21 protein-coding genes are annotated in these 24,735 nt (G+C 64.0%); 14 read left to right on the top strand and 7 right to left on the bottom strand.

Translation table 11 applies throughout. The features are described 5' to 3' along the window. Positions 1 to 285 precede the first annotated feature (285 nt). From AB6804_RS25070 to aroQ, 7 genes are all read left to right on the top strand, one after another. Positions 286 to 2,175, top strand: coding sequence for a peptide transporter (locus tag AB6804_RS25070; RefSeq protein ID WP_370888747.1), 1,890 nt, complete (start codon positions 286 to 288; stop codon positions 2,173 to 2,175). A gap of 259 nt (positions 2,176 to 2,434) precedes the next feature. Beyond that, entirely contained in the window at positions 2,435 to 4,162 is a 1,728-nt protein-coding gene (locus AB6804_RS25065) for a ShlB/FhaC/HecB family hemolysin secretion/activation protein (RefSeq protein WP_370888746.1), read from the top strand. Positions 4,163 to 4,226: 64 nt separating this feature from the next. Continuing rightward, positions 4,227 to 6,020: a methyltransferase domain-containing protein gene (locus tag AB6804_RS25060; protein WP_370888745.1), complete on the top strand. Its 1,794-nt coding sequence runs from the start codon at positions 4,227 to 4,229 to the stop codon at positions 6,018 to 6,020. Between the two features lie 57 nt (positions 6,021 to 6,077). Further along, positions 6,078 to 6,761 (top strand): hypothetical protein, encoded by a 684-nt coding sequence (locus tag AB6804_RS25055; protein ID WP_370888744.1) that lies wholly within the window; start codon positions 6,078 to 6,080, stop codon positions 6,759 to 6,761. A gap of 297 nt (positions 6,762 to 7,058) precedes the next feature. Beyond that, positions 7,059 to 7,724 carry a response regulator gene (locus AB6804_RS25050; protein WP_370888743.1) on the top strand — a complete coding sequence of 222 codons (666 nt, stop codon included), beginning with the start codon at positions 7,059 to 7,061 and terminating at the stop codon, positions 7,722 to 7,724. Then, positions 7,724 to 11,017, top strand: a complete 3,294-nt coding sequence (locus AB6804_RS25045; protein ID WP_370888742.1) for an ATP-binding protein — start codon at positions 7,724 to 7,726, stop codon at positions 11,015 to 11,017. The genes AB6804_RS25050 and AB6804_RS25045 overlap by 1 nt, the downstream gene beginning before the upstream one ends. 96 nt (positions 11,018 to 11,113) lie before the next feature. After that, positions 11,114 to 11,551, top strand: a complete 438-nt coding sequence (aroQ, locus tag AB6804_RS25040; RefSeq protein WP_370888741.1) for a type II 3-dehydroquinate dehydratase — start codon at positions 11,114 to 11,116, stop codon at positions 11,549 to 11,551. Positions 11,552 to 11,577: 26 nt separating this feature from the next. On the opposite strand, the gene AB6804_RS25035 is transcribed toward aroQ, so the two are convergent. Further along, positions 11,578 to 11,745 (bottom strand): hypothetical protein, encoded by a 168-nt coding sequence (locus AB6804_RS25035; RefSeq protein WP_370888740.1) that lies wholly within the window; start codon positions 11,743 to 11,745, stop codon positions 11,578 to 11,580. Positions 11,746 to 11,789: 44 nt separating this feature from the next. Next, positions 11,790 to 12,041, bottom strand: a complete 252-nt coding sequence (locus AB6804_RS25030; protein ID WP_370888739.1) for a hypothetical protein — start codon at positions 12,039 to 12,041, stop codon at positions 11,790 to 11,792. A 340-nt stretch (positions 12,042 to 12,381) separates the two neighbouring features. Between AB6804_RS25030 and AB6804_RS25025 the strand changes: the two genes are divergently transcribed. Both AB6804_RS25025 and AB6804_RS25020 read left to right on the top strand, forming a co-directional pair. Then, positions 12,382 to 13,785, top strand: coding sequence for an amino acid permease (locus tag AB6804_RS25025; RefSeq protein ID WP_370888738.1), 1,404 nt, complete (start codon positions 12,382 to 12,384; stop codon positions 13,783 to 13,785). A gap of 29 nt (positions 13,786 to 13,814) precedes the next feature. Beyond that, positions 13,815 to 15,011, top strand: coding sequence for an amino acid aminotransferase (locus AB6804_RS25020; RefSeq protein ID WP_370888737.1), 1,197 nt, complete (start codon positions 13,815 to 13,817; stop codon positions 15,009 to 15,011). A 6-nt stretch (positions 15,012 to 15,017) separates the two neighbouring features. Here AB6804_RS25020 and AB6804_RS25015 read toward each other — a convergent pair whose 3' ends face one another. After that, a complete protein-coding gene (locus tag AB6804_RS25015; RefSeq protein WP_370888736.1) occupies positions 15,018 to 15,386 on the bottom strand; it encodes a hypothetical protein in 369 nt (122 codons plus the stop codon). Between the two features lie 124 nt (positions 15,387 to 15,510). Here AB6804_RS25015 and AB6804_RS25010 point away from each other — a divergent pair, with 124 nt between their 5' ends. From AB6804_RS25010 to AB6804_RS24990, 5 genes are all read left to right on the top strand, one after another. Further along, a complete protein-coding gene (locus AB6804_RS25010; protein ID WP_035960399.1) occupies positions 15,511 to 15,759 on the top strand; it encodes a hypothetical protein in 249 nt (82 codons plus the stop codon). 64 nt (positions 15,760 to 15,823) lie between these two features. Continuing rightward, positions 15,824 to 16,150 carry a hypothetical protein gene (locus AB6804_RS25005; RefSeq protein WP_370888735.1) on the top strand — a complete coding sequence of 109 codons (327 nt, stop codon included), beginning with the start codon at positions 15,824 to 15,826 and terminating at the stop codon, positions 16,148 to 16,150. Between the two features lie 277 nt (positions 16,151 to 16,427). After that, the gene (locus AB6804_RS25000) at positions 16,428 to 18,152 is read left to right on the top strand and encodes a pyrrolo-quinoline quinone (RefSeq protein WP_370888734.1); all 1,725 of its coding nucleotides are present in this window, start codon (positions 16,428 to 16,430) and stop codon (positions 18,150 to 18,152) included. A gap of 114 nt (positions 18,153 to 18,266) precedes the next feature. Continuing rightward, positions 18,267 to 19,376 (top strand): alanine racemase, encoded by a 1,110-nt coding sequence (gene alr, locus AB6804_RS24995; RefSeq protein WP_370888733.1) that lies wholly within the window; start codon positions 18,267 to 18,269, stop codon positions 19,374 to 19,376. Positions 19,377 to 19,378: 2 nt separating this feature from the next. Then, entirely contained in the window at positions 19,379 to 19,768 is a 390-nt protein-coding gene (locus AB6804_RS24990; RefSeq protein ID WP_370888748.1) for a DUF1801 domain-containing protein, read from the top strand. A 12-nt stretch (positions 19,769 to 19,780) separates the two neighbouring features. On the opposite strand, the gene AB6804_RS24985 is transcribed toward AB6804_RS24990, so the two are convergent. The 4 genes from AB6804_RS24985 to AB6804_RS24970 form a co-directional block, all read right to left on the bottom strand. Beyond that, on the bottom strand, positions 19,781 to 21,160 hold the full coding sequence (locus tag AB6804_RS24985; protein WP_370888732.1) for a CoA transferase: 1,380 nt from the start codon (positions 21,158 to 21,160) through the stop codon (positions 19,781 to 19,783). A 95-nt stretch (positions 21,161 to 21,255) separates the two neighbouring features. Continuing rightward, the gene (pdxA, locus tag AB6804_RS24980; protein ID WP_370888731.1) at positions 21,256 to 22,257 is read right to left on the bottom strand and encodes a 4-hydroxythreonine-4-phosphate dehydrogenase PdxA; all 1,002 of its coding nucleotides are present in this window, start codon (positions 22,255 to 22,257) and stop codon (positions 21,256 to 21,258) included. Between the two features lie 10 nt (positions 22,258 to 22,267). Continuing rightward, positions 22,268 to 23,575, bottom strand: a complete 1,308-nt coding sequence (locus AB6804_RS24975) for a four-carbon acid sugar kinase family protein (protein WP_370888730.1) — start codon at positions 23,573 to 23,575, stop codon at positions 22,268 to 22,270. Further along, a complete protein-coding gene (locus AB6804_RS24970; RefSeq protein WP_370888729.1) occupies positions 23,572 to 24,579 on the bottom strand; it encodes a 2-keto-3-deoxygluconate permease in 1,008 nt (335 codons plus the stop codon). Before AB6804_RS24970 ends, AB6804_RS24975 begins: the two co-directional genes overlap by 4 nt. Positions 24,580 to 24,735 lie beyond the last annotated feature (156 nt).

Here is a 24,735-nt window from a genome sequence, read left to right as displayed (position 1 = left end):
CGAAACCGCTCATCGTACTTCGTCATGAAAAACACCCCAAAGGTTGGATCGGTGTCCAACTTTTGGGGTGCAGTTCAAACGCCGGGCTTTTTCATTTCTATGCACAATCCAGCGCGCATACGTCCTCTCAAATTAGAACTTCATCTATTCGATCCGACCGGGAGAAACCTTAACCTTGTTTCTGAGGGCGCCAGAGCGATATCGAGGCAAGCGAGCCGGTCGCATGCGGCACCAGCCAGATCGCGAAATGCGTCGCGCCAGATCAATCCAACTCAGGAACCCAACATGAAGTTCAGCATCGCAAAATTCGAACACTTGTGCTATCGCCGTGAACACGAAGCGGCGAGCCGGATGCTCATCGAGCTGCTCAACAAGATCGACCAGAACTACGGCGTTCTCATGGACGTGGATACCTGGGCGCAGTCCGCCGAAGCGTTCGACATCATGGACGATCACCTGCTCACGCGCCTGACGTCGGCCATCAGCACGCTGGCCTCGGACCCGAAGTTCACCATTTCGAATCATGGCATCGGCCGCCTCATGCTGTTCCAGCGCTGGCTCGCTGCGATGTTCGCCGCCAGTCCGTTCCGCAACGCCGACCACATCCTGCGTTCGTTCAGCGCGGACGAGGAGTCGCGCAATTCGCTCAATCTGCGAAACAGTGAAATCCGCAAATTCCAGCTTTTCTACCTGCCCGAGTCGGAAGTGCGTCTCGACTGGGATCTGCTGTGGAAGCACGACAAAGTGATGACCGCGAGCATGGCGACGACCATCATGTCATCCCGCTTCCTCGCCACGCCTTCCGCGCATTCGAAGCGCGAAATGCTGCTGCGCTGGCTGCCCGAGCGGCTTGCGGAAGTCGAAAGCCTCGATGTGCTGCCGATGGGCGTCTTCCATGACATGTACATGCACTCGAGCTATGCCGACTATTCCGGCAAGCACGACATCAAGAAGCCGATCAATGCGCTGATTCGCCGCAAGCTGAAGAGCCTCGACATCCACGACGTCGAGCGCAAGGCCCAGCCGGTGAAGAAGGGCGAGAAGCCCGTCGTGCTCGTCGTGCTCGAATGGTTCTCGAAGAATCACTCGATTTATCGCACGCACTCGCAGACGATGGTCGCGATGCGTGACAAGTTCCACCTCGTCGGCATGGGCTATGACGGCCGCGTCGACGATGCGGGCAAGGCCGTGTTCCACGAGTTCATTCCGCTGCAAGGCGGCAATCTCTGGGAAGTCGCGAAGCACGTGCGTCAGACCAGCGAAGCGCTCAACGCGCAGATGGTGTACATGCCGAGCGTCGGCATGTTCCCGATCACGATGGTGCTCGCCTGCCTGCGGGTCGCGCCGCTGCAGATGATGGCGCTCGGCCATCCCGCCACCACGCACGGTCATGCGATGGACTATGTCGTCGTCGAAGAAGACTACGTGGGCGACGAAGCATGCTTCAGCGAGAAGCTGCTCAAGCTGCCGAAGGACGGCATGCCGTACCGCGCGCCGGCCGCGCTGCTCGAACTCGAGCTTCCCGAGAAGCAGCCGTCGAATGGCGTGGTGAAGATCGCGGTCGCCGGCACGACGATCAAGCAGAACCCGGGTTTTCTCAACACGTGCGCCCAGATTGCGCGGGAATCCAAGGTGCCGGTGCATTTCCACTTCCTGATGGGCCAGGCCAACGGCCTGATTTATCCGCAAGTGCGCAACCTGGTGCGCCGCCTGATGGGCGACAAGGCCACCGTGCACAAGCATCAGAACTACGGCAGTTACATGAAGGTGATCGCTGGCTGCGATCTGTTCCTGAATCCGTTCCCGTTCGGCAATACGAACGGCATCGTCGATACGGTGTGGGCGGGTCTCGTCGGCGTGTGCAAGACCGGGCGCGAAGTGCACGAGCATATCGACGAAGGCATGTTCCGTCGTCTCGGCTTCCCCGACTGGATGATCGCGAAGACCAACGAAGAGTACAAGGCATCGGCGCTGCGTCTGATCGAGAACGCCGATGAGCGCGCCGAACTGTCGGCGAAGCTCGCAGGTCCGCAAGCCATCGAAAAGCTGATCTTCGCGGGCCGTCCCGAGATTCTCGGCGAACGCATGGAAGCGCTGTGGACGGAGCAACTGCCCAGTGCGAAGCCGCGTGCCCGTGGAGGGAAAAAAGTGGAACGCGCCATCGAGACCGCATAAGCACGATCGTTGAAACGACTGCCTTCTGGTGGACCAAGCCCGGCTACGTGCCGGGCTTTTTGTATTCAAGGGCCGCCTTGCGCGTGCATCGCTTGCCGAAACACTGCGTTTCCCCGCTGTGCCGGGCCACTTTAGAACTTGTTCTATTCGAATGAAGCAAGCGAATCCTTAAGCTTCTATTTGAGAACGATGCGCAGACAAGAGTCGATGAACCAGGCGCGAACGTTCCAACGTCTGGTTGAATGCAAGGATACGTGCAATGTTGAAGATGAACGAAATAGCAATGGCGGCCCGCCGCATGGTGTGTGTCGGGTCCGTCCTGCTGGCAGGTGTGGCAAGTGCGGAACGCGCGGTGGCAGCGGAACCTGCCGCTGCGGAACCTGTCGTTGAGGCGCCTGTCGCCACGACGGACGGGCAGGCTTCGGCGGCCGATGTGCGCGCGGTCGAGGTGAAGGTCGTACCGGCTGAAGGCGCCGACGCGTTGCTCGTGAAGCAACTGCTCGATGCCGACATCAAGAAACTCGGCGGCGCTCCGGCGACGCTCGCGGAAGTCGATCACTGGTCGCAACTGCTGACCGTCGCGCTGCGTCAGGGCGGCTTTCCGCTCGGCCAGGTGCTCGTGACGCAGGAAGACTGGCAGGCCGCGCAGAAGGGCGGCAAGATGCAATTCACCGTGTTTCCGGGACGCATCCGCAACATCATCGTGAAGAACAAGTCGCGCGTGAAGGATGCACGTCTGCAACGCCTTATCTCGCACGCGCTTTGCGGCGGCGACACGATCAACAACGCATGCCTGCTGCGCACGTCACGTCTTGAACGCGCGACGCAACTGCTGCAAGACATTCCCGGCGTCGCAATCGATGGCGCACCGAGCTTCTCCCCCGGCGCGGGCGTAGGCGATGTCGATGTCGTGTTCAGTATCGCGCAGAACGGCAAGCCGGTGTCGGCCGATCTGATCCTCGATAACAAGGGCGTCGAATCGACGGGCTCGTATCGCGCAGGCATTACGGCATCGGCGAACAACCTGTTCGGACAAGGCGATGCCTACGCGTTCACCCTCACCAGCACCAATAAGAAGATGTGGACCGGTTCGCTCACCGGCAGCACGCCCATCTTCGACGACGGCCTTCGCATGACGGGCGGCGTTACGCGTCAGCAATACTTCATCAATGCAGGCACACCGGTGAAGGGCGTCGCGACGACAGGCCAGCTCGGCGTGCAATACCCGTTTGCGCGAGGACTCGATGCGAACGTGTGGGGCGGCGCATCGGTGCTGCATAGCCAGACATCGACGGACATGAAGGAATACAGCTCCGTCACGCATAGCAAGCTCGACTCGATCCAGCTCTCGCTGACTGCCGATAACGGCGATCGCGCTCGCGCACTGCGCACGAATCTCGCGACGGGACAGATCGCGCTGACGCTCGGGCATCAGCGCAACGACGATCCGTTCGAATCGGTCGTGCATCACGCGGGCAACTACGCGAAGATCGCGGGCGCCGGCTTCGGCACGTATGCGCTGTCGAAGAGCGGCAACACCTTCTTGTCGGGGCGTATTAGCACGCAGCTGGCAAGCCGCAACCTCGACCCGAGCGAGAAGCTCGGCCTCGGCGGGCCTGACGCCGTGCGCGCGTATCGCGCCGACGAAGGTTCCGCGGACGAAGGCGTGGTGGCGAGTGTGGGCCTGTATCAGCGCGTTCCGGTTGCGGCGGGTCATCAGCTGCAGTTCGGCGTCTTCAACGACTTTGCCTATGGCCGCGTGAATCATTCGCCGTGGGATGGCTGGGAGAAGAGCTATCCGGGCGTGCCGGGCGTGACGAACAACCGCGCGCTTGCGGGATATGGCGCGAGTGTCGACTGGCTCACACCGATCGGTGCGACTGTGTCGGCTTCTGTCTCGAAGCCTTATCGATTCTCGGAGAGTTCGTGGGTCGAACCGGGCAAGAGACCGACGCAATATTGGCTCTCCGTGACCTGGAGTCACTGATTCTTCGGCCCTCACGGGCATTTACAGGACCCAATGCCGACACCGGCAGTTTAGTGAGACGAACATGAAAGAAACCAGTAAAGCCGTCCTGCGCCGTTCGCGCGACTCCGCCTTTGCACAACATTATCTGGTCGGCGATGGCCTCGACATCGGCTCTGCCGACGACGCTCTCTCGGCGCATGCAGGAGCGTTCCCGCGCATGGGCAAGGTCGCGTCGTGGACGCCCGCGCAAGGCAATGCGACGACGCTCAATGGCATCGCGGATGCATCGCTCGACTTCGTGCATTCGAGTCATCTGCTCGCGGAGCAGGACAATCCGTACAAGGCCCTCGCGCGCTGGCTGGATGTGCTGAAGCCGGGCGGTTACGCCATCGTCACCTTGCCCGATGAAGACCTGTACGGCAAGGGTGTATGGCCGAACCGTTTCAATGCAGCTCATAAGGCGAGCTTCACCGTCTGCAAGGCGCTCGACAGGCTGCCGAAGTCGGTCAACGTGATCGAGCTAGTTCAGGCGATGTCGACGGTGGCGGACTGTGAACGCATCGCGCTCGTGCGCGACGGCTACGATGCCAGCCGTCCCGAAGCCGATCAGACCGCCAATGGCGCTGCCGAATGCGTGATCGAGATCGTGCTGCGCAAGCGCGCGGTGCCGACGGCGGGGGACATGATCGCCGCCATCGGGCGGGCGCGGAGCCGCGAGGAAGGCATCGCGGCTGGCAAGACAGCTGTGCGGCTGTATCCGTATCGCTTCGAGGCATACCACCGCGCGATGCTCGAAGCGCTGCGCTGGGACGCGCCCGAAGCAGCGGATGAGCACTGGAAGCAATGCGTCGAGCGTCTGCCCGGCGAGCATGCGCCGCGTCTATACCAGGCGCTGCACACGATCAGCCGCGGCAAGCTGCAGGAAGGCTTCAGGCTGCGTGAATCCTTCATGGCTCCGTTGGGCTGGAAGCGTCGCACCACCGCCGAGCCGCCGCGTGATGTGCCGCAGTGGAACGGCGAATCGCTCGCAGGCAAATCCATCGCCATCTGGAGCGAGTTCGGTCTCGGGGACGAAATCTTCTTTCTCCGTTTCGCGAAGACGTTCCGCGAGCGATGCGGTGCGACACATGTCGTCGTCGTGTGTCAGACGCCGCTCGTCGAGTTGTACGAGGCGTCGGGCACGGCCGATCATGTCGTCGACGTGAACGATGTCTCGTCGATGCCGGCCGTCGATTACTGGGTGTTTCCGCACGCGATCCCCGCGCACATGCCGCTGCATCTCGATGCCATGCCGCCGACCGTTCCGTATCTGCGCGCGCCGCAGTGCGTCGAGCCGAAGCTGCCCGCCGTCGATTCGCACAAGCTGAAAGTGGGCCTGGTGTTCAAGGGCAATCCGACGCACGAGAACGACAGCCATCGCTCGCTGCCGTCGCTTGCCGTGCTGGACGATCTCATCAAGCTTTCGGGTGTCGAGTTCTTCAGCCTGCAAAAAGGCGCGGGCGCCGACGAAGCCGCGCGCTATGGACAGATCTACCGCAACTTCCACGACATTGGCCCGGACCTGAACACGATGGCGCAGACCGCAAGCGCGATCGAAGCACTGGACCTCGTTCTGACAGTGGATACATCGGTCGCCCATGTGGCCGGTGCGATGGGCAAGCCCGTCTGGGTGATGCTGCCCGCCTATGGCGACTGGCGCTGGCACTACACACGCGAAGACAGTCCGTGGTATCCGACGATGCGCCTGTTCCGGCGGCGCTTCGGCTGCGACTGGTCGGAGGTCGTCGCGCGCATCAGCGGACATATGCGGCAGTCGGTGATGGACAAGCCACCTCGCGCAGTCACGGCCTGGTGCCAATCGACAGGCAGCCGGTAATATTTCGAATTCCTCCTATATCTTCGGACATGCACCTGGCGCGATGATGTACGTGCGTTGAATGGTTCATGCGCTGTTTCGCGACCGACGTGTTATGAGGCGCAGTCTGCATTACCGATCGACCCATTTGCCGCCGTCAAGGCGGCATTTTTTCTTGGCTTCGGCCAGTTGAAGGGCGCCCATCGTGCTTATCGGACGATCTCGACGTCCTTCGACATGTTTCTCGCAAGGTGTCTATTACCGTCACGCATGAGAAGCCGATGGATCGATGCAAGACAACTCGAGATCGCGCTCAACGTAGCGGCGAAGGCTTCGATACCAGACAGATTGCATTCCACCTCCGCAGACAGGCATCTCAATGGCGCCCGTCGCGTTCCTTCCCGGGTGCCCACTATGTTGCCAAACCATCCGATCCGCCGAATTGCTCAAAGGGCTTTCGACGCTGCAGGCATCGCTTCCATGGTGCTCGCGCCGGTGTTCCTCGCCGTATGCTTCATCATCCTCGCGGCTTTAGCCCTCGATGCATGGCGCTCCTTGCCGGTCCTGTCCATTGCGATCGGGCTCATCGCCTGCATGGTCGTGATTACGTGTGTGCTGTTCGCGCAGAGCAAGCGGTCAGGAACGGAAAAGGCTCGTTGCATCATGTCCATGCCGCTCGACGAGTTCGGACAACCGAAGCCGCATCGCGGCCGCAGAGGGACGAACAACGATGCATCACGCAATGGCATGCCGATACGATGAAGCCTTTGCCGTGAAAAGAATGTCGCCCGCGTTCCGGCCGGCCGAGCTGTAGAGTTGACTGGGAACACCGGAATGAACAGTGTCCATGATGGCGGGGGCCACGATGACGCGTCTCAGAGCGTTTGCTCACGTCTCTCAATGCTGTCCGAGCTATCCTAGAATAATTTTGGATGTGCATACTCGTTCGGGGGACCTCCTGATGAACCGGCCTGTTCGTCTATTGCTTCTTTCGTTGGAGGCCACGCGTCTGTTTCAAGTTTCAGCATGGACATCCAGTGCGTCACCGACGGTGAATTCATGAATGAGCAGATGCGCACGGTTCGGATAGTGCTGGCGGATGACCATCCCATCGTTCTCATAGCGGTGTCGGATCAGTTTGCGAAGCTGCCCGGCTATCAGATCATCGCGACGGTGAACTCGGGCGCTGAACTGATTCGCGTGCTCGAACAGCAGCCTGCCGATCTCATCATCACCGACCTCGTGATGCAGGGCGATGCGGATGTCGAACTCGACGGACTGCGTCTCGTCAGCAAGCTGCGCCGTTCCTATCCTGACATCCCGGTCGTCGTCCTTACGATGACGACGAGCGGCGGCATGTTCCACGAACTCTGCAAGCTCGGCGTCGCTGCTATCGTCAGCAAGGAAGAGCCGGCGAGCGAACTCGCGCAGATCAGCGTGCGTGCGCTCTCCACAAAGGAAACCATCATCTCGCCGAAGATCCAGCATCGTCTTGCGCGCGAGGGATCGACGACGAAGGATCTTGCGCGCGCGCAGCCACTGTCGCCGCGTGAACTTGAAGTCGTGCGCCTCTTCGCGCAAGGGCTTTCCGTGACGGAGATTGCGCGCACCCTCAACCGGTCGGTCCCGACGGTCGCGACTCAGAAGCGCTCCGCCATGCGCAAGCTACATGTGGAGAATCACGTAGAACTCGTCAAGTACGCTACCAAAACGGGACTGGCCTGATGGAGCGTTTTTTTGCCGCGTCGCAGAACTCCCCTCTGCAGATGCTGCGGATGCTGGAAAACAATCTCAAGCGGGAGCGGCGCATCTTTGCGATCGCCGTAGGTCTCCTGATCTTCGCCGCGCTATGCGGCGCCGCCGCCACCGGGATTTTCGTGCTGAGAGCGGGACTGAAGGCCGACCAGGATGCGGTGCAGTCCGCCATGCGCGGCGTCAACGTCTCGATGTTCAGCCGCTACAACATGCTCACACCCGGCAGCCTGCTGCTGAGCGTGGGCGCGGTTGTGTCGAGGTCGGACGCACCGGAGCTGGCTGACAAGCCTCAATGCAAAGCCTACCCTCCCGATCGCGAAGACCAGACGCTGGCCACCGCTTGCGATGCGGCGCGCCGACTCATTCCTGAAGAAAGCACGCCGCCGATACTGCAATATGTGTCGTATGACGGCACCGCTTCGCACGGTTTCGGGTTCTTCGAGCAAACCGACAATAAAGTCGCGCCCGCTGAGAGGCTTTCTGCGCTCGTATCGTTTGCGATGATCCACATGAACACGCACAAGATTGCGCCGCTCGATGCGGCGCGTGCGCGACGCGTCATGTGGTTCATCGCGCCGCCTTTACTGGGTTTTCTGGAGCCGACTGTCATTCTGTTCATGGTCGTCGCTCGAAACGATCAGCCGCTCGGTCTCGTATTCACGATGCTTGCACCGGGTACCGCATTGCGCGGCGTGACTTCGCGCACGCTCGAATCGCAGATTGCCGTCTTCGATGCCGATGGCCGCATTCTCGGCGGCGACGACACCGAGTACACGCGATACGCCAACGCGCATCTGTCGGATAAACAGACCGGCGCCTTCTACTGGCTGCCTGGACGCGGATGGGGCATACGGCTCGAACCGCTCGCCCTCGGCATCGGCCATATCGTCGCTGCGCTGCCACTTGGAAAGCGTCTCGCGTCGCAGCGCGAAACGGCCACCGTGATCGCGCTCGTGACCGCCGCACTCATCGCAATGCTGATCGCGATGTATAGATACTGGAATTACCGCTTTCTCACGCGCACCTACGAGCAGGCGTGCCGCGCGGTCGAAGGCGAGATTCTCAATCACCTGCTCGTGCACGCGACGCCAGTCGGTCTATGCATTGCGATGCGTAGCGATTTCGCCATCATCGCCGTGAATCAGGTCGCGCGCTCGGTGCTCGATTTGACCGAGGCCTCCTTGCGCTTGCCCGCCGGGCTGTGTCAGGCGCTCGAAGCGAACGGCATTGCGCCGGCGCAGGAAGGCCAGGAAGCGATCATCCGGCAGCTTCAGTACTCGCTCGATAAGCCGAACGCCGCCATGCTGCATCTCAAGATTTCGTATGCGTCGGCGGTGGTGAACAAGACTGACGTGCTCTTCTGCGCGATCGCCGACATCAGCGAGCATCACGAAGCCGAACGCTTGCTGCGCGCGGCCAAGGAAACGAGCGAGGCCGCCGCGAAGGCCAAGCTGAGCTTTTTCGCATCGATGAGCCACGAGATCCGCACGCCGCTGTCGTCGCTCGTCGGCAATCTGGAACTCGTCGCGCTGGGTCCGCTCGCCGCCGAACAGGAAGCGCGCGTCCATGCGATGCAGGCCTCCGCGAGCGCGCTGCTGCAAGTGGTAAACGACGTACTCGATTTCTCGAAGATGGATATCGGCGAAATGCGGCTTGCCGAGGAATGGGGCTCGATACGCGAGCTCCTCGTGCGCGTGATCGTCGCCCATGCGCCGCTTGCGAACCGGCAGGGCTTGCGGCTTTATGTCGTGATCGACCGCTCGTGTCCGGCGAAGCTGCTCTTTGACCCGATCCGCGTCTCGCAGATTCTCAACAACCTGCTCGGCAATGCGCTCAAGTTTACGTATTCGGGCAAGGTTGTTGTGCGGGCGCGCTGGGCCGACAGCGCGCTAGAACTGAGCGTCGCCGATTCGGGCATCGGCATTCTGGAGTCACAGCGCGAGAAGCTCTTTCAGCCCTTCATGCAGGGCGACGCGCATCGCCTCACGCAGGCGCGTGGCACGGGCCTGGGGCTGTCCATCTGCGTGCGCCTCAGCCAGTTGATGAAAGGCCGCATCCAGCTCGACAGCACGGAAGGCGTCGGCACGCGCATCCGCGTATCGCTGCCGCTTGCCGTCGATGTATCTGCGGGCACCGGCGATGCCGTCCTGCCTGGCGGCCGCCCGGCCATCCTGTGCCGTGCGAACGAGTATCGCGAATGGTTCGAGAATCTCTACGATGCGGATCGCAGTTCGCTCACGTTCTTGCAGCAGCCCGACGCTGCGTCGACGGATGGTTGCGACTACCTGATTGCCACCGACGAGTTTTCCGACCAGGAAATCCAGTCGGCCTGGCCCGCCCCCCCGCGCATGATCCGGATGACGCAGAACGGGCCGCTCGTTCCCGTACAGCGGGAGAACGGCGTGCTCGAAGTAAGCATCTTCAGCGTGAAGGGATTCATGGACGCGGTCGCCATGATCCGGGAACGCGAGGGCGGCGTCACCCTGCCGGGCGCGGGCACTGCGACCGCGCTAACGGCCGCGCGCACGGCGGGGCCAACGGTCGTCATCGCGGAGGACAACCGGCTCAATCGCGGGCTATTGCGCGATCAATTGCTGACGCTCGGCGCAACCGTGCTCGAGGCCGCCGATGGCGAAGAGGCGCTCGATCTGCTGCGCAAGAACCGCGTGGACCTGGTGCTGACTGACATGGACATGCCGAAGATGTCGGGTGCGGAACTTCTCGTCGCGGCGCGCGCGCTGGACCCGGAGGTGCGCATCTATGCGGTCAGCGCGAGCGCGAGCACGCAGGATGTGGAAGCAGGCCGCGCACGCGGCTTCACCGATTATCTGACGAAGCCGCTTCCCCTTTCCGTGCTTGCGGGCGTGCTGCAGACGGCTCGCGCCGACAATGCCGGCCAGACGGACACGCCCCGGTGCGATGACGCCGGGGACGACGACGATCTGCCGCCGCGCTTCCCGACGATTCCGGCGGCCTACATGCGCGATCTCGTCGCGCAAATCGATGAGGATATCGTCGCGCTGGACCGCATCAGCCGCACGAAGGACGTGCAGCAATTGCGCAAATGGGCGCACAGGCTGGCTGGCGGCCTGACGGTGCTCGGTCCGTCGATGCTGTACGAGCAGTGCCAGGAGCTACGCACGGTGCTGCGGGATTCGGGGCAGTGGGTCGAAGACGTCGCTACATTCACCGCCTTGCTGCGTGACGACCTGATCGAGCTTCGCGACATGCTGCACGCCGCGCTGCAGGCCCAGTCGAGTTAACGGCGAATCGCGAGGGCGCGCCTATTGTCATCGCCCGTCACGGACTGCAGAATCTGCCCGTTACCAGCCTGCAGCATCCACATTCGAGGACACACCATGGCAAAGATCCTGACGCTGCACGGCGTCAACCTCAACATGTTCGGCAAGCGCGATCCGAAGCAGTACGGCACGGCGACGCTCGCGCAGATCGACGAGCAACTGAGCGCGCTCGGCAAGGAACTGGGCGTGGAAGTGGAGTGTTATCAGACGAACATCGAAGGCGAGATGTGCGCGCGCATCCATCAGGCGTTCACCGACAAGGTCGATGCCGTCATCATCAACGCGGGCGCGTGGACGCATTACAGCATCGCCATTCGGGATGCGCTCGCCATTCTGACCGTGCCCATCGTCGAAGTGCACATGTCGAACGTTCATGCGCGAGAGCCGTTCCGCCACCACTCGGTGTTCGCCGAAGTCGTGAAGGGGCAAATCTGCGGCTTCGGCGTGGACAGCTATCTGCTCGGATTGCGCGCGGCGGCATCGGCTATTCAGTGATGCATCGCGCGCGCCGAGCGCGTGTTTCAGGAAGCGCGGCTGGCGGTCTTGACCGCGTTTGCGCCATTCGACGCGTTGCCGAGTTCGCGGCGCTGCGAAACGCGCGCCGGCTTCCGCTCTTGCGCCGTCGCGCCACGGATGAACAAAACAGCAAAGATCGCGCACACCGTCCAGACAATCGCGATGATGGTCAAGTAGTTCATTTTCGTTATTCCAGTTTGGTGCGGTGAGCGGTGAATCAGCGTTGCGATGCGGGCATGGCGAGCAACCGGCCGATCAGCCGTTGCGCGATCTCGTGCTGCTCGGCGAGGGAATCGGCGTCTGCGTTCGCATTCGCGTGCAGTTCACCCGCGAGGCGCAGCACGTTGTCCGACGCGACCTGAAGCTGCGCGAGCAGTTCGGCTTCCGTTGCCGGCGCGTCGATGTCCGCGTAAGCATTCGGATTGGCGATGTGATGCGGCGCGGCGTTTTTTCGCATCGTCTGGAACATGGCGCTTTCCCGTTGAGTGGATGAATGGATTCTGCGCGCAGGGCCTCGAACTCAATCCTCCGAAAAAGCCCCAATTCCGGCCTCAGTTCTCCTTCTTCGAGGGCGCGGGTGCGCCAGCCGGCACGAAGAAACGTCCCGAAAGTCCGCTAGACAAGGCTTTGCGGGCGGCGGAGCGGTAAAATCGCGTACTTTGGTCCGGGCGGAACGGGAAGCGAAGCGGTCGTAATGCGTGCGGCGGAAGTCCGTCCTCGCAGAAAAACAACACTTCGTGCGTTTTGGTGACGGTGCGGCGGCGGGCGTCGCGGCGACGCGCGGACCCGGCAGGAGAGGCGGGCATCACATGGTTTCAGGCAATACCGGCGCGGCGGCGACTTCGCCCGAAGCACTCAGGCGCGGACTCAAGAGCCGTCACATCCAGCTAATCGCGCTCGGCGGCGCAATCGGCACCGGGCTCTTTCTCGGCGTGGCGGAAACGATCAAGCTCGCCGGTCCATCCGTGCTGCTCGGCTATGCGATCGCCGGGGTGATGGCGTTCTTCATCATGCGGCAACTGGGCGAGATGGTCGTCGACGAACCCGTCGCAGGCTCGTTCAGCCATTTCGCCGACAAGTACTGGGGCCGCGCGGCCGGCTTCATCTCCGGGTGGAACTACTGGGCCATCTATATTCTCGTCAGCATGGCGGAGTTGTCCGCGGTCGGCATCTACATGCAGTACTGGTGGCCGGGATTGCCGACGTGGATATCGGCGCTGGCGTGCTTCGTCATCGTCAATGCGATCAACCTGACGAGCGTGAAGTCGTACGGAGAGCTGGAATTCTGGTTCGCCATCGTCAAGGTTGCCGCGATCGTCGGGATGATCCTGTTCGGCGGCTATCTGCTGTTTTCAGGTCACGCGGGTCCGCAAGCGAGCGTCACGAACCTGTGGAAGCTCGGCGGATTTTTTCCGCTCGGCGTGAGCGGCCTCGTCATGTCGATGGCCGTCATCATGTTTTCGTTCGGCGGGCTGGAACTCATCGGCATCACGGCGGCAGAAGCCGAAGACCCGTCGCACAGCATTCCGCGCGCGACGAATCAGGTCATCTACCGCATCCTCATTTTTTATATCGGTGCGCTCGGCGTGCTGCTTTCGCTGTATCCGTGGGACAAGGTAGCGACGGGCGGCAGCCCCTTCGTGCTGATCTTCCGCGAGATGAACAGCACGCTGGTCGCCAACGTGCTCAACGTGATCGTGTTGACTGCCGCGCTGTCGGTCTACAACAGCGGCGTCTATGCGAATAGCCGCATGCTGTACGGCCTCGCGCAACAGGGCAATGCGCCGCGCGCGCTCTGCGGCGTGAACAGGCGCGGCATTCCGATCGCGGCGCTGTGCGTCTCGGCCATCGTCACGGCGGCATGCGTGCTGATCAATTACTTCATTCCGGGCCGCGCGTTCGGACTGCTGATGGGGCTCGCGGTATCGGCGCTCGTCATCAACTGGGCGATGATCAGCATCATTCACCTCAAGTTCCGCCGCGAGAAGCAGGAGCGCGGCGTGACCACGTCGTTCCGAAGCATCGGCTTTCCGCTCACCAACTATCTGTGCCTCGCGTTCGTCGCGGGCATCGTCTGGGTGATGTTCGAATCGCCCGGCCTGCGGCTGTCCGTCTACCTGATCCCCATCTGGCTCGCGGTTCTGGGAATCGGCTACTATCTCAGAAGTCGCGGCGATGACGCGGGCGCAACGCGCCGCGTGACATCCCGCTGATCCTTCCTTTCGCTTGCGCTCCCGACACCATGTTCGAACATATCGATGCCTACCCCGGCGACCCGATTCTCTCGCTGAACGAAAACTTCCAGAAGGACCCGCGCACCAACAAGGTCAATCTGAGCATCGGCATCTATTTCGACGACGCCGGCCGCCTCCCCGTGATGCAGGCCGTGCGCGAAGCCGAATTGTCGATTCTGAAGGACCTCGGCCCGAAGCCGTATCTGCCGATGGCCGGTTTCGCGCATTACCGCGATGCCGTGCAGGCGCTCGTGTTCGGCCCGGAATGTCCGGCGCGCGCCGAGGGCCGCATTGCGAGCGTGCAGACGCTCGGCGGCTCGGGCGCGCTGAAAGTGGGCGCGGACTTCATCAAGCGGTATTTTCCGGCGTCGAAACTGTGGGTGAGCGATCCGACGTGGGAGAACCATCGCTTCATCTTCGAGCGCGCGGGTTTCGAAGTGAACACGTATCCGTACTATGACGAAGCCACCGGCGGCCTGCGTTTCGATGCGATGCTCGAAGCCATCGATGCGTTGCCCGCCAAGAGCGTCGTGCTCTTGCATGCGTGCTGTCACAACCCGACGGGCGTCGATCTCGACGAAGCGCAGTGGGTGAAGATCATCGACGTGCTGAAGCGGCGCGACCTGCTGCCGTTCGTCGACATGGCGTATCAGGGATTCGGCTCCGGCCTCGACGACGACGCCTTCGCCGTGCGCGAACTGGCGCGTCGCGGGGTGCCGGCGTTCATCGCCAATTCGTTCTCGAAGAACTTCTCGCTGTACGGCGAGCGTTGCGGCGGCCTGCATGTCATTTGCGACGATGCCGCCGAAGCCGACCGCGTGCTCGGCCAGTTGACGAGCGCCGTGCGCGCGAACTACAGCAACCCGCCGACGCATGGCGCGAAAATCGTCACGAAGGTGCTGACGACGCCCGAACTCGCGCAATCGTGGCGCGAAGAGCTGGCGGCAATGTGCGAGCGCATCGCGCGGATGCGTCGCGCGATTCACGATGGCCTCAAGGACCACGTGCGCGGCGAAATGCTCGCGCGCTATCTGAAGCAGCGCGGCATGTTCACGTACACGGGCCTCGTGGCGGAGCAGGCTGATCGCCTGAAAGAGGAATTCGGCGTCTATATCCTGCGCTCGGGCCGCATGTGCGTGGCGGGCCTGAACGACAGCAACGTGCAGACGGTCGCCGATGCGATCGGCAAGGTGCTGGCGAAGTAATCGGCGTCACAACGCGGGACACGAGAGCGCTTGCTGCGGCGGCAGCGTGCCGGGTCCCGCGTCCACTTTCGATCCGCGTGGCGGCGTCGACACCAGCCGCACGCTGTTCTCTCCCGCATTCGCCAGCACGTACTGCTCGGCGCTCCCGTCCGGCTGCCAGTACACGCGATACACCGCGCCGTCGGCGTACACATGCAGCGCGCCATGCACGGCCTTTCCGCCCTGAACGAGATCGGCGCGTTCACCTTCCCGCAACGAAAGCACATCCCCGGACGCGCCTTGCAGCACGCCGCAAGCGCGGTCCTGTGCATGAACGTGCGCGCACGCGGCAAGCGCCGCGCAACACAGCGCGCGGCGAACAGTTAAACGGGTCATCGGCGAGCGCCTCCGGTCGGATCACGGGGCGACTGCAAGCAATTTGCGTGCGGCGAATAGGCATCGCCGTTCGGTCTTGCGTGTGCTACCTTGAATGCAGCAGCAACCGATCGTGGAGGCCGCCATGTCAGTGATCGCACCGGACGAAAAAGCGGACTTTCTGGCCATTCTCGCGCGGCATCGTATCGACGCGGGCGATTTTCTCGTGCAGGAAGCGGGGGAATCCGAAGTCGTCGACGATGTTTATCCTTTGCAGGGACACGTCACGATCGTGCGGCGCTCGACGCTCAAAGAGCGCGAGTATCGCGTCGGACACGGCACCGCCTGGGTGGCCATGTTCGAGAAAGACTTGAACAAGGGCGCATTCGGCTGATCGTGCCGTGGACAGACCGCGCGCCGCATCGTCTTACAACGCACTTTTTGGGGCGGAACACGCGATGAGACCGACCGACTTCGCATCGTTCAAGGCGCATCTCGCTATGCTGCTGCGCGACCTGCCGCGCGGCATGACCGCCGATCTGACCGATGTGGCCGTCGCTTACTGGAACGGGACGCAAGTGGTCGGAGCGTATCTGCGCGACAACGGCTGCATCGACGAAGATTTCGACTTCGACGAGAGTGCCTGGGCCTTCTGGCGCGACGAGTTTCTACAGTGGTACGACGCGCCGCGCTTTTCCGAGCGGCGCGATCTAAAGGCCGCGCTGCTATCGGACACGCATGCGACGATGGTCCATTTCGGGCGCTGGCCGCGCCCGGTCCGATGAATCGGCAAGCCGGGCGATTACCCCGCGCGGCGATAAGCCTCGGCCATCAGCGCGCTGACCTTGGCGCGGGCTTCGAGCGCGTCGCGGACGGCGGCGGACAACATCGAAAAAGCAGAAAGGATGACTCCCATGGCGCAACTCCTTGATTAAGCGTGGAACTAGGTTAACTACCTAGGTAGTTTCCCTATACTAACACGGTTGATGGCGACGCAGCAAAGGCGTCGCACGATGGCAAGATGCCGCAGGCGGCTCGTGCCGTCAGAGCGGGGGATAGCAGATGAAACCGAATCTCTCGGGCCGTACCGTCCTGCTGTCGCTGCTGTTCGCTGTGATGATCGCACTCGCCATCGGCGGGGGATGCAGCGGGGGCGGTTCGTCCTCGTCGTCTTCGTCTTCTTCATCGGACGCGGGCGCTGGTGCATCCGGTCCGCCGGCCGCATCGGCCCCGCCGGGCGCATCCAGCCCGCCGGCGGCTTCCGGTGCCGTCGCGAACGCGATGGACGTCGTCACCTACCACAACGATATCGGCCGCACCGGCCAGCAGCTTGCGGAAACGGTGCTCACGCCGGCCAACGTCAACTCGACGACGTTCGGCAAGCTCGCCGTCTATCCGGTCGATGGCCCCGTCGACGCGCAGCCGCTTTTTCTGGCCAAGGTGTTGATCGCGGGCGGCATGCATAACGTGCTGTACGTCGCCACTGAAAACGCCAGCGTCTATGCATTCGACGCGGATACCGGCGCCACGCTCTGGAAGACCACGACGCTCGCCAACGGCGAAACGCCGAGCGACGACCACGGCTGCGGCCAGATCACGCCGACGATCGGCATCACGGCGACGCCGGTCATCGATCGCGCTCGCGGGCCGAACGGCGCGATGTACGTCGTCGGCATGTCGAAGGACGGCGCGGGCCGCTATCACCAGCGAATTCACGCGCTCGATATCGTGACGGGCGCGGAACTGTTCGGCGGACCCACGGAAATCAGCGCGTCGTATCCGGGGACGGGCGCGGCGAGCCAGAACGGGCGCGTGGTGTTCGATCCCGGACAGTACGCGGAGCGCGCGTCGCTGCTGCTGCTCAACGGCGTCGTCTACACGGCGTGGACGTCGCATTGCGACTTCATGCCTTACACGGGCTGGGTGATCGGCTACGACGCCGCGACGCTGCAGCAGTCGAGCGTGCTGAACGTGACCCCGAACGGGCAGATGGGCGCGATCTGGATGAGCGGCGCGGGACTCGCGTCGGATGGCGCGTCGATCTATTTCCTCGATGGCAACGGCACTTTCGACGCCACGCTGAACGCGCAGGAGATGCCGCTGCACGGCAACTTCGGCAATGGCTTTCTGAAGCTGGGCGTAACACCGGCGCTTGCCGTCACCGATTACTTCCAGGCGTCGAACACAGTGCAGCAGTCGAACGTGGACGAAGACCTCGGGTCCGGCGGCGCGCTCGTGCTGCCCGATCTCGTCGACGCCAGCGGCGCGGTGCGCCGCCTCGCGCTGGGTGCGGGCAAGAACGCGGTGATCTATGTCGTCAACCGCGATTCGATGGGCAAGTTCGATTCGAACGGGGACCACATCTATCAGGAACTGGCCGGGCAGATTCGCGGAGCGATGTTCGGCATGCCCGCGTACTTCAATCGCACGGTGTACTTCGGCGCGGTCGGCGACAACCTCAAGGCGTTCCCGATCACGAACGCGCGGCTCTCGGCGACGCCCGCCAGCCAGACGCCCACCACCTTCGGCTTTCCCGGCACGACGCCGGGCATATCGGCGAATGGGGCGGCGAACGGAATCGTGTGGGCGGCGCGAAACGGGACGATTGCGACGCTGCATGCGTACGACGCGTCGGATCTCGCGCGCTCGCTCTACGACAGTAACCAGGCCGGCGCGCGTGATCAGTTCGGTCCGGGCAACAAGTTCATCACGCCGACGATCGCGAACGGCAAGGTTTATGTGGGGACGAAGAACGGCGTGGCGGTGTTCGGTTTGCTGGCGCGTTAGGCGCGTACCTAGTCGATTCCACCAAAAAATCGTCCCAATAGAATAACAAGCACTCCGTTTGACTCGATACGATCCCATGATCGACTAACAACGAGCCATTAAGGAGTAACGCCCATGCCCCGTCCCATTTCCGCGCGCATCCACCTCGATTCGATCCAGGAGAACATCGCGTTCGTGCGGCGCACGGCGGCGTCGTCGCGCGTGTGGGCGGTGATCAAGGCGAACGCATACGGTCATGGCATCGGACGGATTTTTCCGGCGCTCGGCGCGGCCGATGGCATCGCGCTGCTCGATCTCGACGAAGCCGTGCGCGTGCGCGAGCTCGGCTGGACCAGACCGATCCTGCTGCTCGAAGGCATCTTCGATGCGCGCGACGCGGAAGTCGCGGACCGTTATCGGCTGACCGTGACGGTGCATTGCGACGAGCAACTCGATCTGCTCGATGCCTCGCAACCGCGCCAGCCTGTCGACATCCAGCTGAAGATGAACTCCGGCATGAACCGGCTCGGATTCCGGCCCGATGCTTTCACGCGCGCCTGGCAACGGGCGTCGGGCATGGAGTCGGCCGGGAAGATCGGCAAGATCGGACTGATGAGCCACTTCGCCAACGCGGACGACGGCGGCATCGACTGGCAAATCGACGAATTCGACGCCGCCACGCGCGACCTCCCCGGCACGCGCTCGCTTGCCAATTCAGCGGCCGTGCTCTGGCATCCGCGTGCACATCGCGACTGGGTGCGGCCCGGCACGATCCTTTATGGCGCATCGCCGACGGGCAGCGCGCGGCACATTGCCGGCTTGCCGCTGCGGGCGGCGATGACGCTGTCGAGCCGCATCATCGGCGTGCAGACGCTCGCGCCGGGCGAAACCATCGGCTATGGACGCACGTTCACGGCGGATCGCGCGATGCGCATCGGCGTCGTCGCGTGCGGCTATGCGGACGGTTATCCGCGACACGCGCCCGCTGGTACGCCGGTCGTCGTCGATGGCGTGCGGACGCGGCTCGTCGGGCGCGTCTCGATGGACATGCTCACCGTCGATCTCGCGCCGTGTCCGGCAGCGGGCATCGGTTCATCGGTGCAGCTTTGGGGCGATCAGGTGCGCGTCGACGAAGTGGCCGAGCCGGCCGGGACCATCGGCTATGAACTGATGTGCGCGCTCGCGCGGCGGGTGCCTGTCGAAGTCGATACGCCGGTAGCCGCCAATCTGCGCGCGGAGGCGTGATGATGAACGCGACCGAACGTATCGACCAGATGATCGCGGAACTCGCCGACTGGCGCGGCGCGACGTTCGCGAACATGCGGGCGGCGATCCTCGCGGCCGATCCCGGCATCGTCGAGGAATGGAAGTACATGGGCAGCCCGGTGTGGTATTGCGACGGGATGATCGCCGTCGGCAACGCGCACAAGGGCAAGGTCAAGCTGACGTTCGCTCACGGCGCGATGCTTCCCGATCCCGGCAAGCGCTTCAACGCGGGGCTGGAGGGCAATGCGCGGCGCGCGATCGACTATCTGGAAGGCGACGAAGTCGATGCGGACGGCCTGCAAAATCTGATTCGCGCCGCGATCGACTTCAATCGAAGCAAGGCGAAGAAGAAGCGCGGCTCCGCTGCGTGAGGACCGAGCGATTTACCATCGCGCCTCGGATGTTCCCGGCGGCTCCGACGCGCGCTCATAGCCCGCCGGCGTGCGCGCCAGTTGGGCGCTTGGCCGTACCGCTTCCAGCTCGCCGAAGCCCGACGCCTGCCGTTCGAGAAAAGGCGCGAAATCGGGGATGGCCGCGCCCAGACCGCCATCGATCCGCCCGAGACCGCGCAGCCACTGCCCCGTCTGCGCCAGCGACACCTGCACGTGCCAGCTTCCGCCTTCCCGTTGCTGCTTCCACAGCGCGGCGGCCGCACCGAACGCCATCAGGAAGCCGCTCGCCATGTCGAGCATCTGCATCGGCAACGGACGCGGCTTGCCCACGCCTTGCGCCTCGCCTTCCGCTGCGTTGAAGCCCATCGCGGTCTGGACCAGCGAATCGAAACCGCGCCGCCCGGCCCACGGGCCTTGCGTGCCGTACGCCGTCAGCGACACATAGACGATCCCCGGCCGCCGTTGCGCCACCGCTTCCGGCGCGAAGCCGAGCGCCGCCAGCCCGCCTGGCCGATACCCCTGCGAAAACACGTGCGCGCCGTCGATGAGACGCCAGAGCGCGGCGCGGTCATCGCCGCTCTGCAGATCGAGATGCGCCGAGCGCTTGCCGCGGCTCGTATCGGCGATGGCGGAGATGTTCGGCAGATGCGGCGAGTTCACGAGCATCACGTCCGCGCCGAACGCGGCCAGCGCGCGTCCGCCGACGGGGCCCGCGAGAATGCGCGTGAAATCCAGCACGCGCACGCCGGCGAGCGGACGATCGTTCGCGGATAGCGGCGGCAGTTCGCGCGGCGGCGCATCGCCGATGCGGGTGAGCGTCATCAGCGGTTGCGCGGCGATGGCGCGTCCTTGCGGCGTGGCGTCCCAATCGTCGAAGCTGCGCAGCATCGTGACGACGAGCCCGCGTTGCGCGCAGGCATCCTCGAAATCGATGGCGCGCCAGCCGAGCAGCGCGCGCTCCGCGTCGTCGCGTCTGGCCGTGGCGGGATCGAGGCCGAGCACGCGCAGCGCGCCGTCCTGATGATGAGCAAAGTTTGCGTGAATGCGCACGTAGCCGTCGGCGCAACGATAAAGGCCCGAGAACGGACCCCATGTTTCGGGCGCCTGGCCATCGAGCGTGAAGTGGCCGGTGCATTCGACCGCCGCGTGCGTCATGTCGACGGACACGTTCTGACGCGCCGCGCCGCGCGCGTGCGCGAGTTCGCAGGCGGCGAGCGCGGCGGCGGCGATCGTCGATTGCGCCGCCGTGCCGACCGCGAACGTCGACGGAAACACCGGGTCGTGGCCCGGCATGTCGACGAAGGAAAGCGCGTCGCCGGGAAGGCCGGCGAGTTGCCACAGATGCGTCAGTGTCTCGAAAGCGTCGGGCATGGTCGGGATCGCGTGGGCGGTGGAAGATGCCGCATTGTCGCGCCGATTTGAAACGCGTTCCCGCATCGCTCCGGATCAAGCCCGCGAGACGCGCCTCAACCGCGCCGCGTCGCCAGCTCCGCGCCTTGCCGCAGCGCCTCGAGCATGCTGCCTTCATCGGCGATGCCCTTGCCCGCGATATCGAACGCGGTGCCGTGATCTACCGACGTGCGGATCACGTCGAGCCCGACCGTCACGTTGACGCCCGCTTCGAGGCCCAGCACTTTCACCGGCCCGTGGCCCTGATCGTGATACATCGCGACGACGAGATCGAAGTCGCCACGTCCCGCGCGGTAGAAGAGCGTATCGGCGGGCAGCGGGCCGGTCACGTCGAGTCCTTCTTCCTGCAGCGCCTTCACCGCCGGAATGATCTTCTCTTCTTCCTCGCCGTAGCCGAACAGGCCGTTTTCGCCTGCGTGCGGATTGATCCCGCACACGCCGATGCGCGGCTTCGCGATGCCGGCCTTCACGAGCGTCGCGTTGCCGCGCTCGATCGTGCGGCGCACGAGACCCGGCTCGATCTTGCGGATCGCGTCGATGATGCCGATGTGCGTCGTCACGTGAATCACGCGCAGCTTCGGCGCGACGAGCATCATCGACACTTCGTCCACGCCCGTCAGATGCGCGAGCATCTCGGTGTGGCCGGGGAACTTGTGGCCGCCCGCGTGCAGCGCTTCCTTGTTGAGCGGCGCGGTGCAGATCGCGTCGATCTGCTTCGCCTGCGCAAGCTCGACGGCGCGCGCGATGTAGCGGTAGGCCGCATCGCCGGCGACGGCTGAAAGCTGGCCGAACGGCAGGTCGTCGGGAATCAGTTCGAGGTCGATGCAGTCGATCACGCCAATCTGATACTGCGCCTGCGATGCATCCTCGATGCGCCGCACGCTCGCGCGCACGCCGGTGATCTCGATGGCGCGCTCGAGCCGGCGCGCATCGCCGATCACGAGCGGGCGGCACTGCTGGTACACGGCTTCATGCGCGAGGCTCTTCACGACGATTTCCGGGCCGACGCCGCTTGCGTCGCCCATCGTGATGCCGATTACGGGGAGATAGTTGGTCATGGTCGTCTGTTCAGATTGAGGTTTCGCGTGCGTTCTTGTCGAGCGCGGCGGTGTCGGCCACGGCTGGCTGGCCGCGCAGATGCCGGTATGCGCCGTACAGCGCGTGCTCGCTGCCGAACGCGCCGGCTTTTGTGACGATGGCCGCGCCGTTCGCCGCGCTGGCCGTGGTGGCGCGGCCGAGGGCCACGCCGGCTTCGATTTCGCGCACGAGTTCGAGACTGCCGACGTTCGCCGCCGCGAGCATCGCGCGGGCGGTTTCGCCGCCGGTCGCGATCAGCCCGCCGAGCGTGCCGAAGTGCGGCGCGACGAGCGCGGCGAGCGCGTTGGAGAGATGCGCGCCTTCCGATGGATCGAAGGCGTCGTCACGGCCGATCCGCACGATCAGGTCATGCCCGCCGCGCAACCGTGAGCCGATGTCGTCGCCCCATGCGGTCCACATCGGATGCCGCGCGCCGTCGCGCAGCACCGCGGGCGGCACGATCAGTTCGTCGATGCCCGCTTCGCCGCGCAGCATCGCACATTGCCGCTCCGATACCGACGACAGGCTGCCGACCAGCGCGAGCACCGGTCCATGCGCCACCTCCGCCGATGCCGGCCGGGCCGTCGATGCTGCGGGCGCATCGAAGAGATCGGGCAGCGCGGCGAGTTCGCGGGCGAGACCGCCGGAGCCGACCCAGAAGAACGGCGTGTCGAGCGATGCGGTGATGCGCGCGAGCGCGGCGAGATCGTCGCTCGTTTCGGCATCGACGATCAATGCGCCGATGCCTTCCGCTGCCGCCGCCGCGATCCGCGTGGCGAGCGTCTGCGGCGCGTCGCGCAAGCTCGCGAGCCCGATGTGCGCGCACTTCAGGCCCGCTGCTTCGAGCATCGCGCTCAGGCTGGCGTCGCGTCCGGCGTGTTCCAGTTGCCACGTCTCGGTGGCGTCGAGCGGCACGCCATGCACGAAGACGCCGCCGTCGCGCACCGCGCGGCCCGTCGCCGGGAACGCGGGCGCGACGATGGCGCAACCGGCGAGCCGGGCGAGCGCCGCGACTTCGGCGGTCCAGTTGCCGCGCAGGGTCGAATCGATCTTCTTGTAGAGACGGCGGCCCGGCGCGCGCAGCGCCTGCAAGGCGTCGGCGACGCGGGCGGCGGCATCGGCGGGAGCGTAGCGGCGCGTGTCGGTGTCGGCGGCGATGACCGTCGCGCCTTCGTCCGGCGCGTGCGCGTCGAGCGTGACGACCGTCTTGCGGCCCGCTGCGGCGAACGCGATCGCGCAGTCGGCGGCGCCGGAGAGGTCGTCGGCGAGAATCAGCATGCTCGTGGACTTCGCGCTCATCGAGCGGCTCCGCGCTTCGCGCTTGAGTCGAGCGTGGCGCGGGCGTCGTTGCGTGCGTTGACGCGCTTCGCAATCGACGCCGTGATGATCGGCGTGATGATGGACGTCACCACCACGCATGCCGCGACCAGCAGCGTCGCGGACTTGGCGGCTTCTTCATAAACCGGATTGGCCGCCGCGATCAGCGCCGGAACTGCCGCCGCGTTGCCCGCCGTGTTCGCCGCCGCCGCGCCTGCGACGCCCGTGCCGCCCGTCAGCCGGTCCGCGAAATAAAGCGGAATGCCGGTGAAGACGACCACCGCGAGGCCGAGGCCGATACCGAGCAGGCCGGCTTGCCATACCTTGTGCAGATCGAGTCCCGCGCCGAGCGCGAGCGCGAAGAACGGAATCATCACCGGCACGGCGCGGCCCAGGAAATCGCGCATGTCGCGGTCGAGATTGCCGAGCAGCATGCCGACAGCGAGCGGCAGGATGCTGCCGACGAGCGTCGGCCACGGAAATGCAGAGAGACCGGCGACGCCGAGCGTGACCATCGTCAGGAACGGGCCGGATTCGAGCGACATGATCGTGTACGCGCCGACATCTTCCTTACGCCCGTACTGGCCCATCAGCGCCATGTAGAGGCCGCCGTTGGTGTCGTTCATCGCGGCGACGACGGCCAGCGTCGAAATTCCCGCGAACATGCCGGAGCTGATCGGCTGCTCGCCGAGGAAATGGCCCAGCACCACGCCCGCGATGATCGCCATGCCGACTTTCGTGATGAACAGCGCGCCGCCCTTCTTGAGCAGATACGGCGTTGCCTTCACGTCGATACCCGCGCCCATGCAGACATAGAACACCGCGAGGATCGGCAGCGCGCCGGTGAAGAGCGCATTCGTGAACGAGCCGAAGAACTTCGGCATGCCCGGCAGAAAGGTTGCGATCAGCGAGCCGATCAGAAGCGGGACGATCATCATGCCGCCGGGTACGCGCTCCACTGCGCGCTTGATGGGAATCTGAACCATGGGTGTCTCCGGGAGGGAAATTTTTGTCGGTTCGATCATGAAATGATCGTTTCGATCAGTTGGTAGTGTAATGTTTGACCGGATTGTGCGCAATTCTCGGTCTATAGGCGTTTACACTGATCGAAACGAGCAATGCGTAACGTGCGGAATGACCGA

It is taken from the genome of Caballeronia sp. RCC_10, from assembly GCF_041360715.1.
Lineage (GTDB): Bacteria > Pseudomonadota > Gammaproteobacteria > Burkholderiales > Burkholderiaceae > Caballeronia > Caballeronia grimmiae.
Note: the sequence above shows the minus strand (reverse complement) of the source record. Positions and strands in the feature narration are given on the sequence as shown.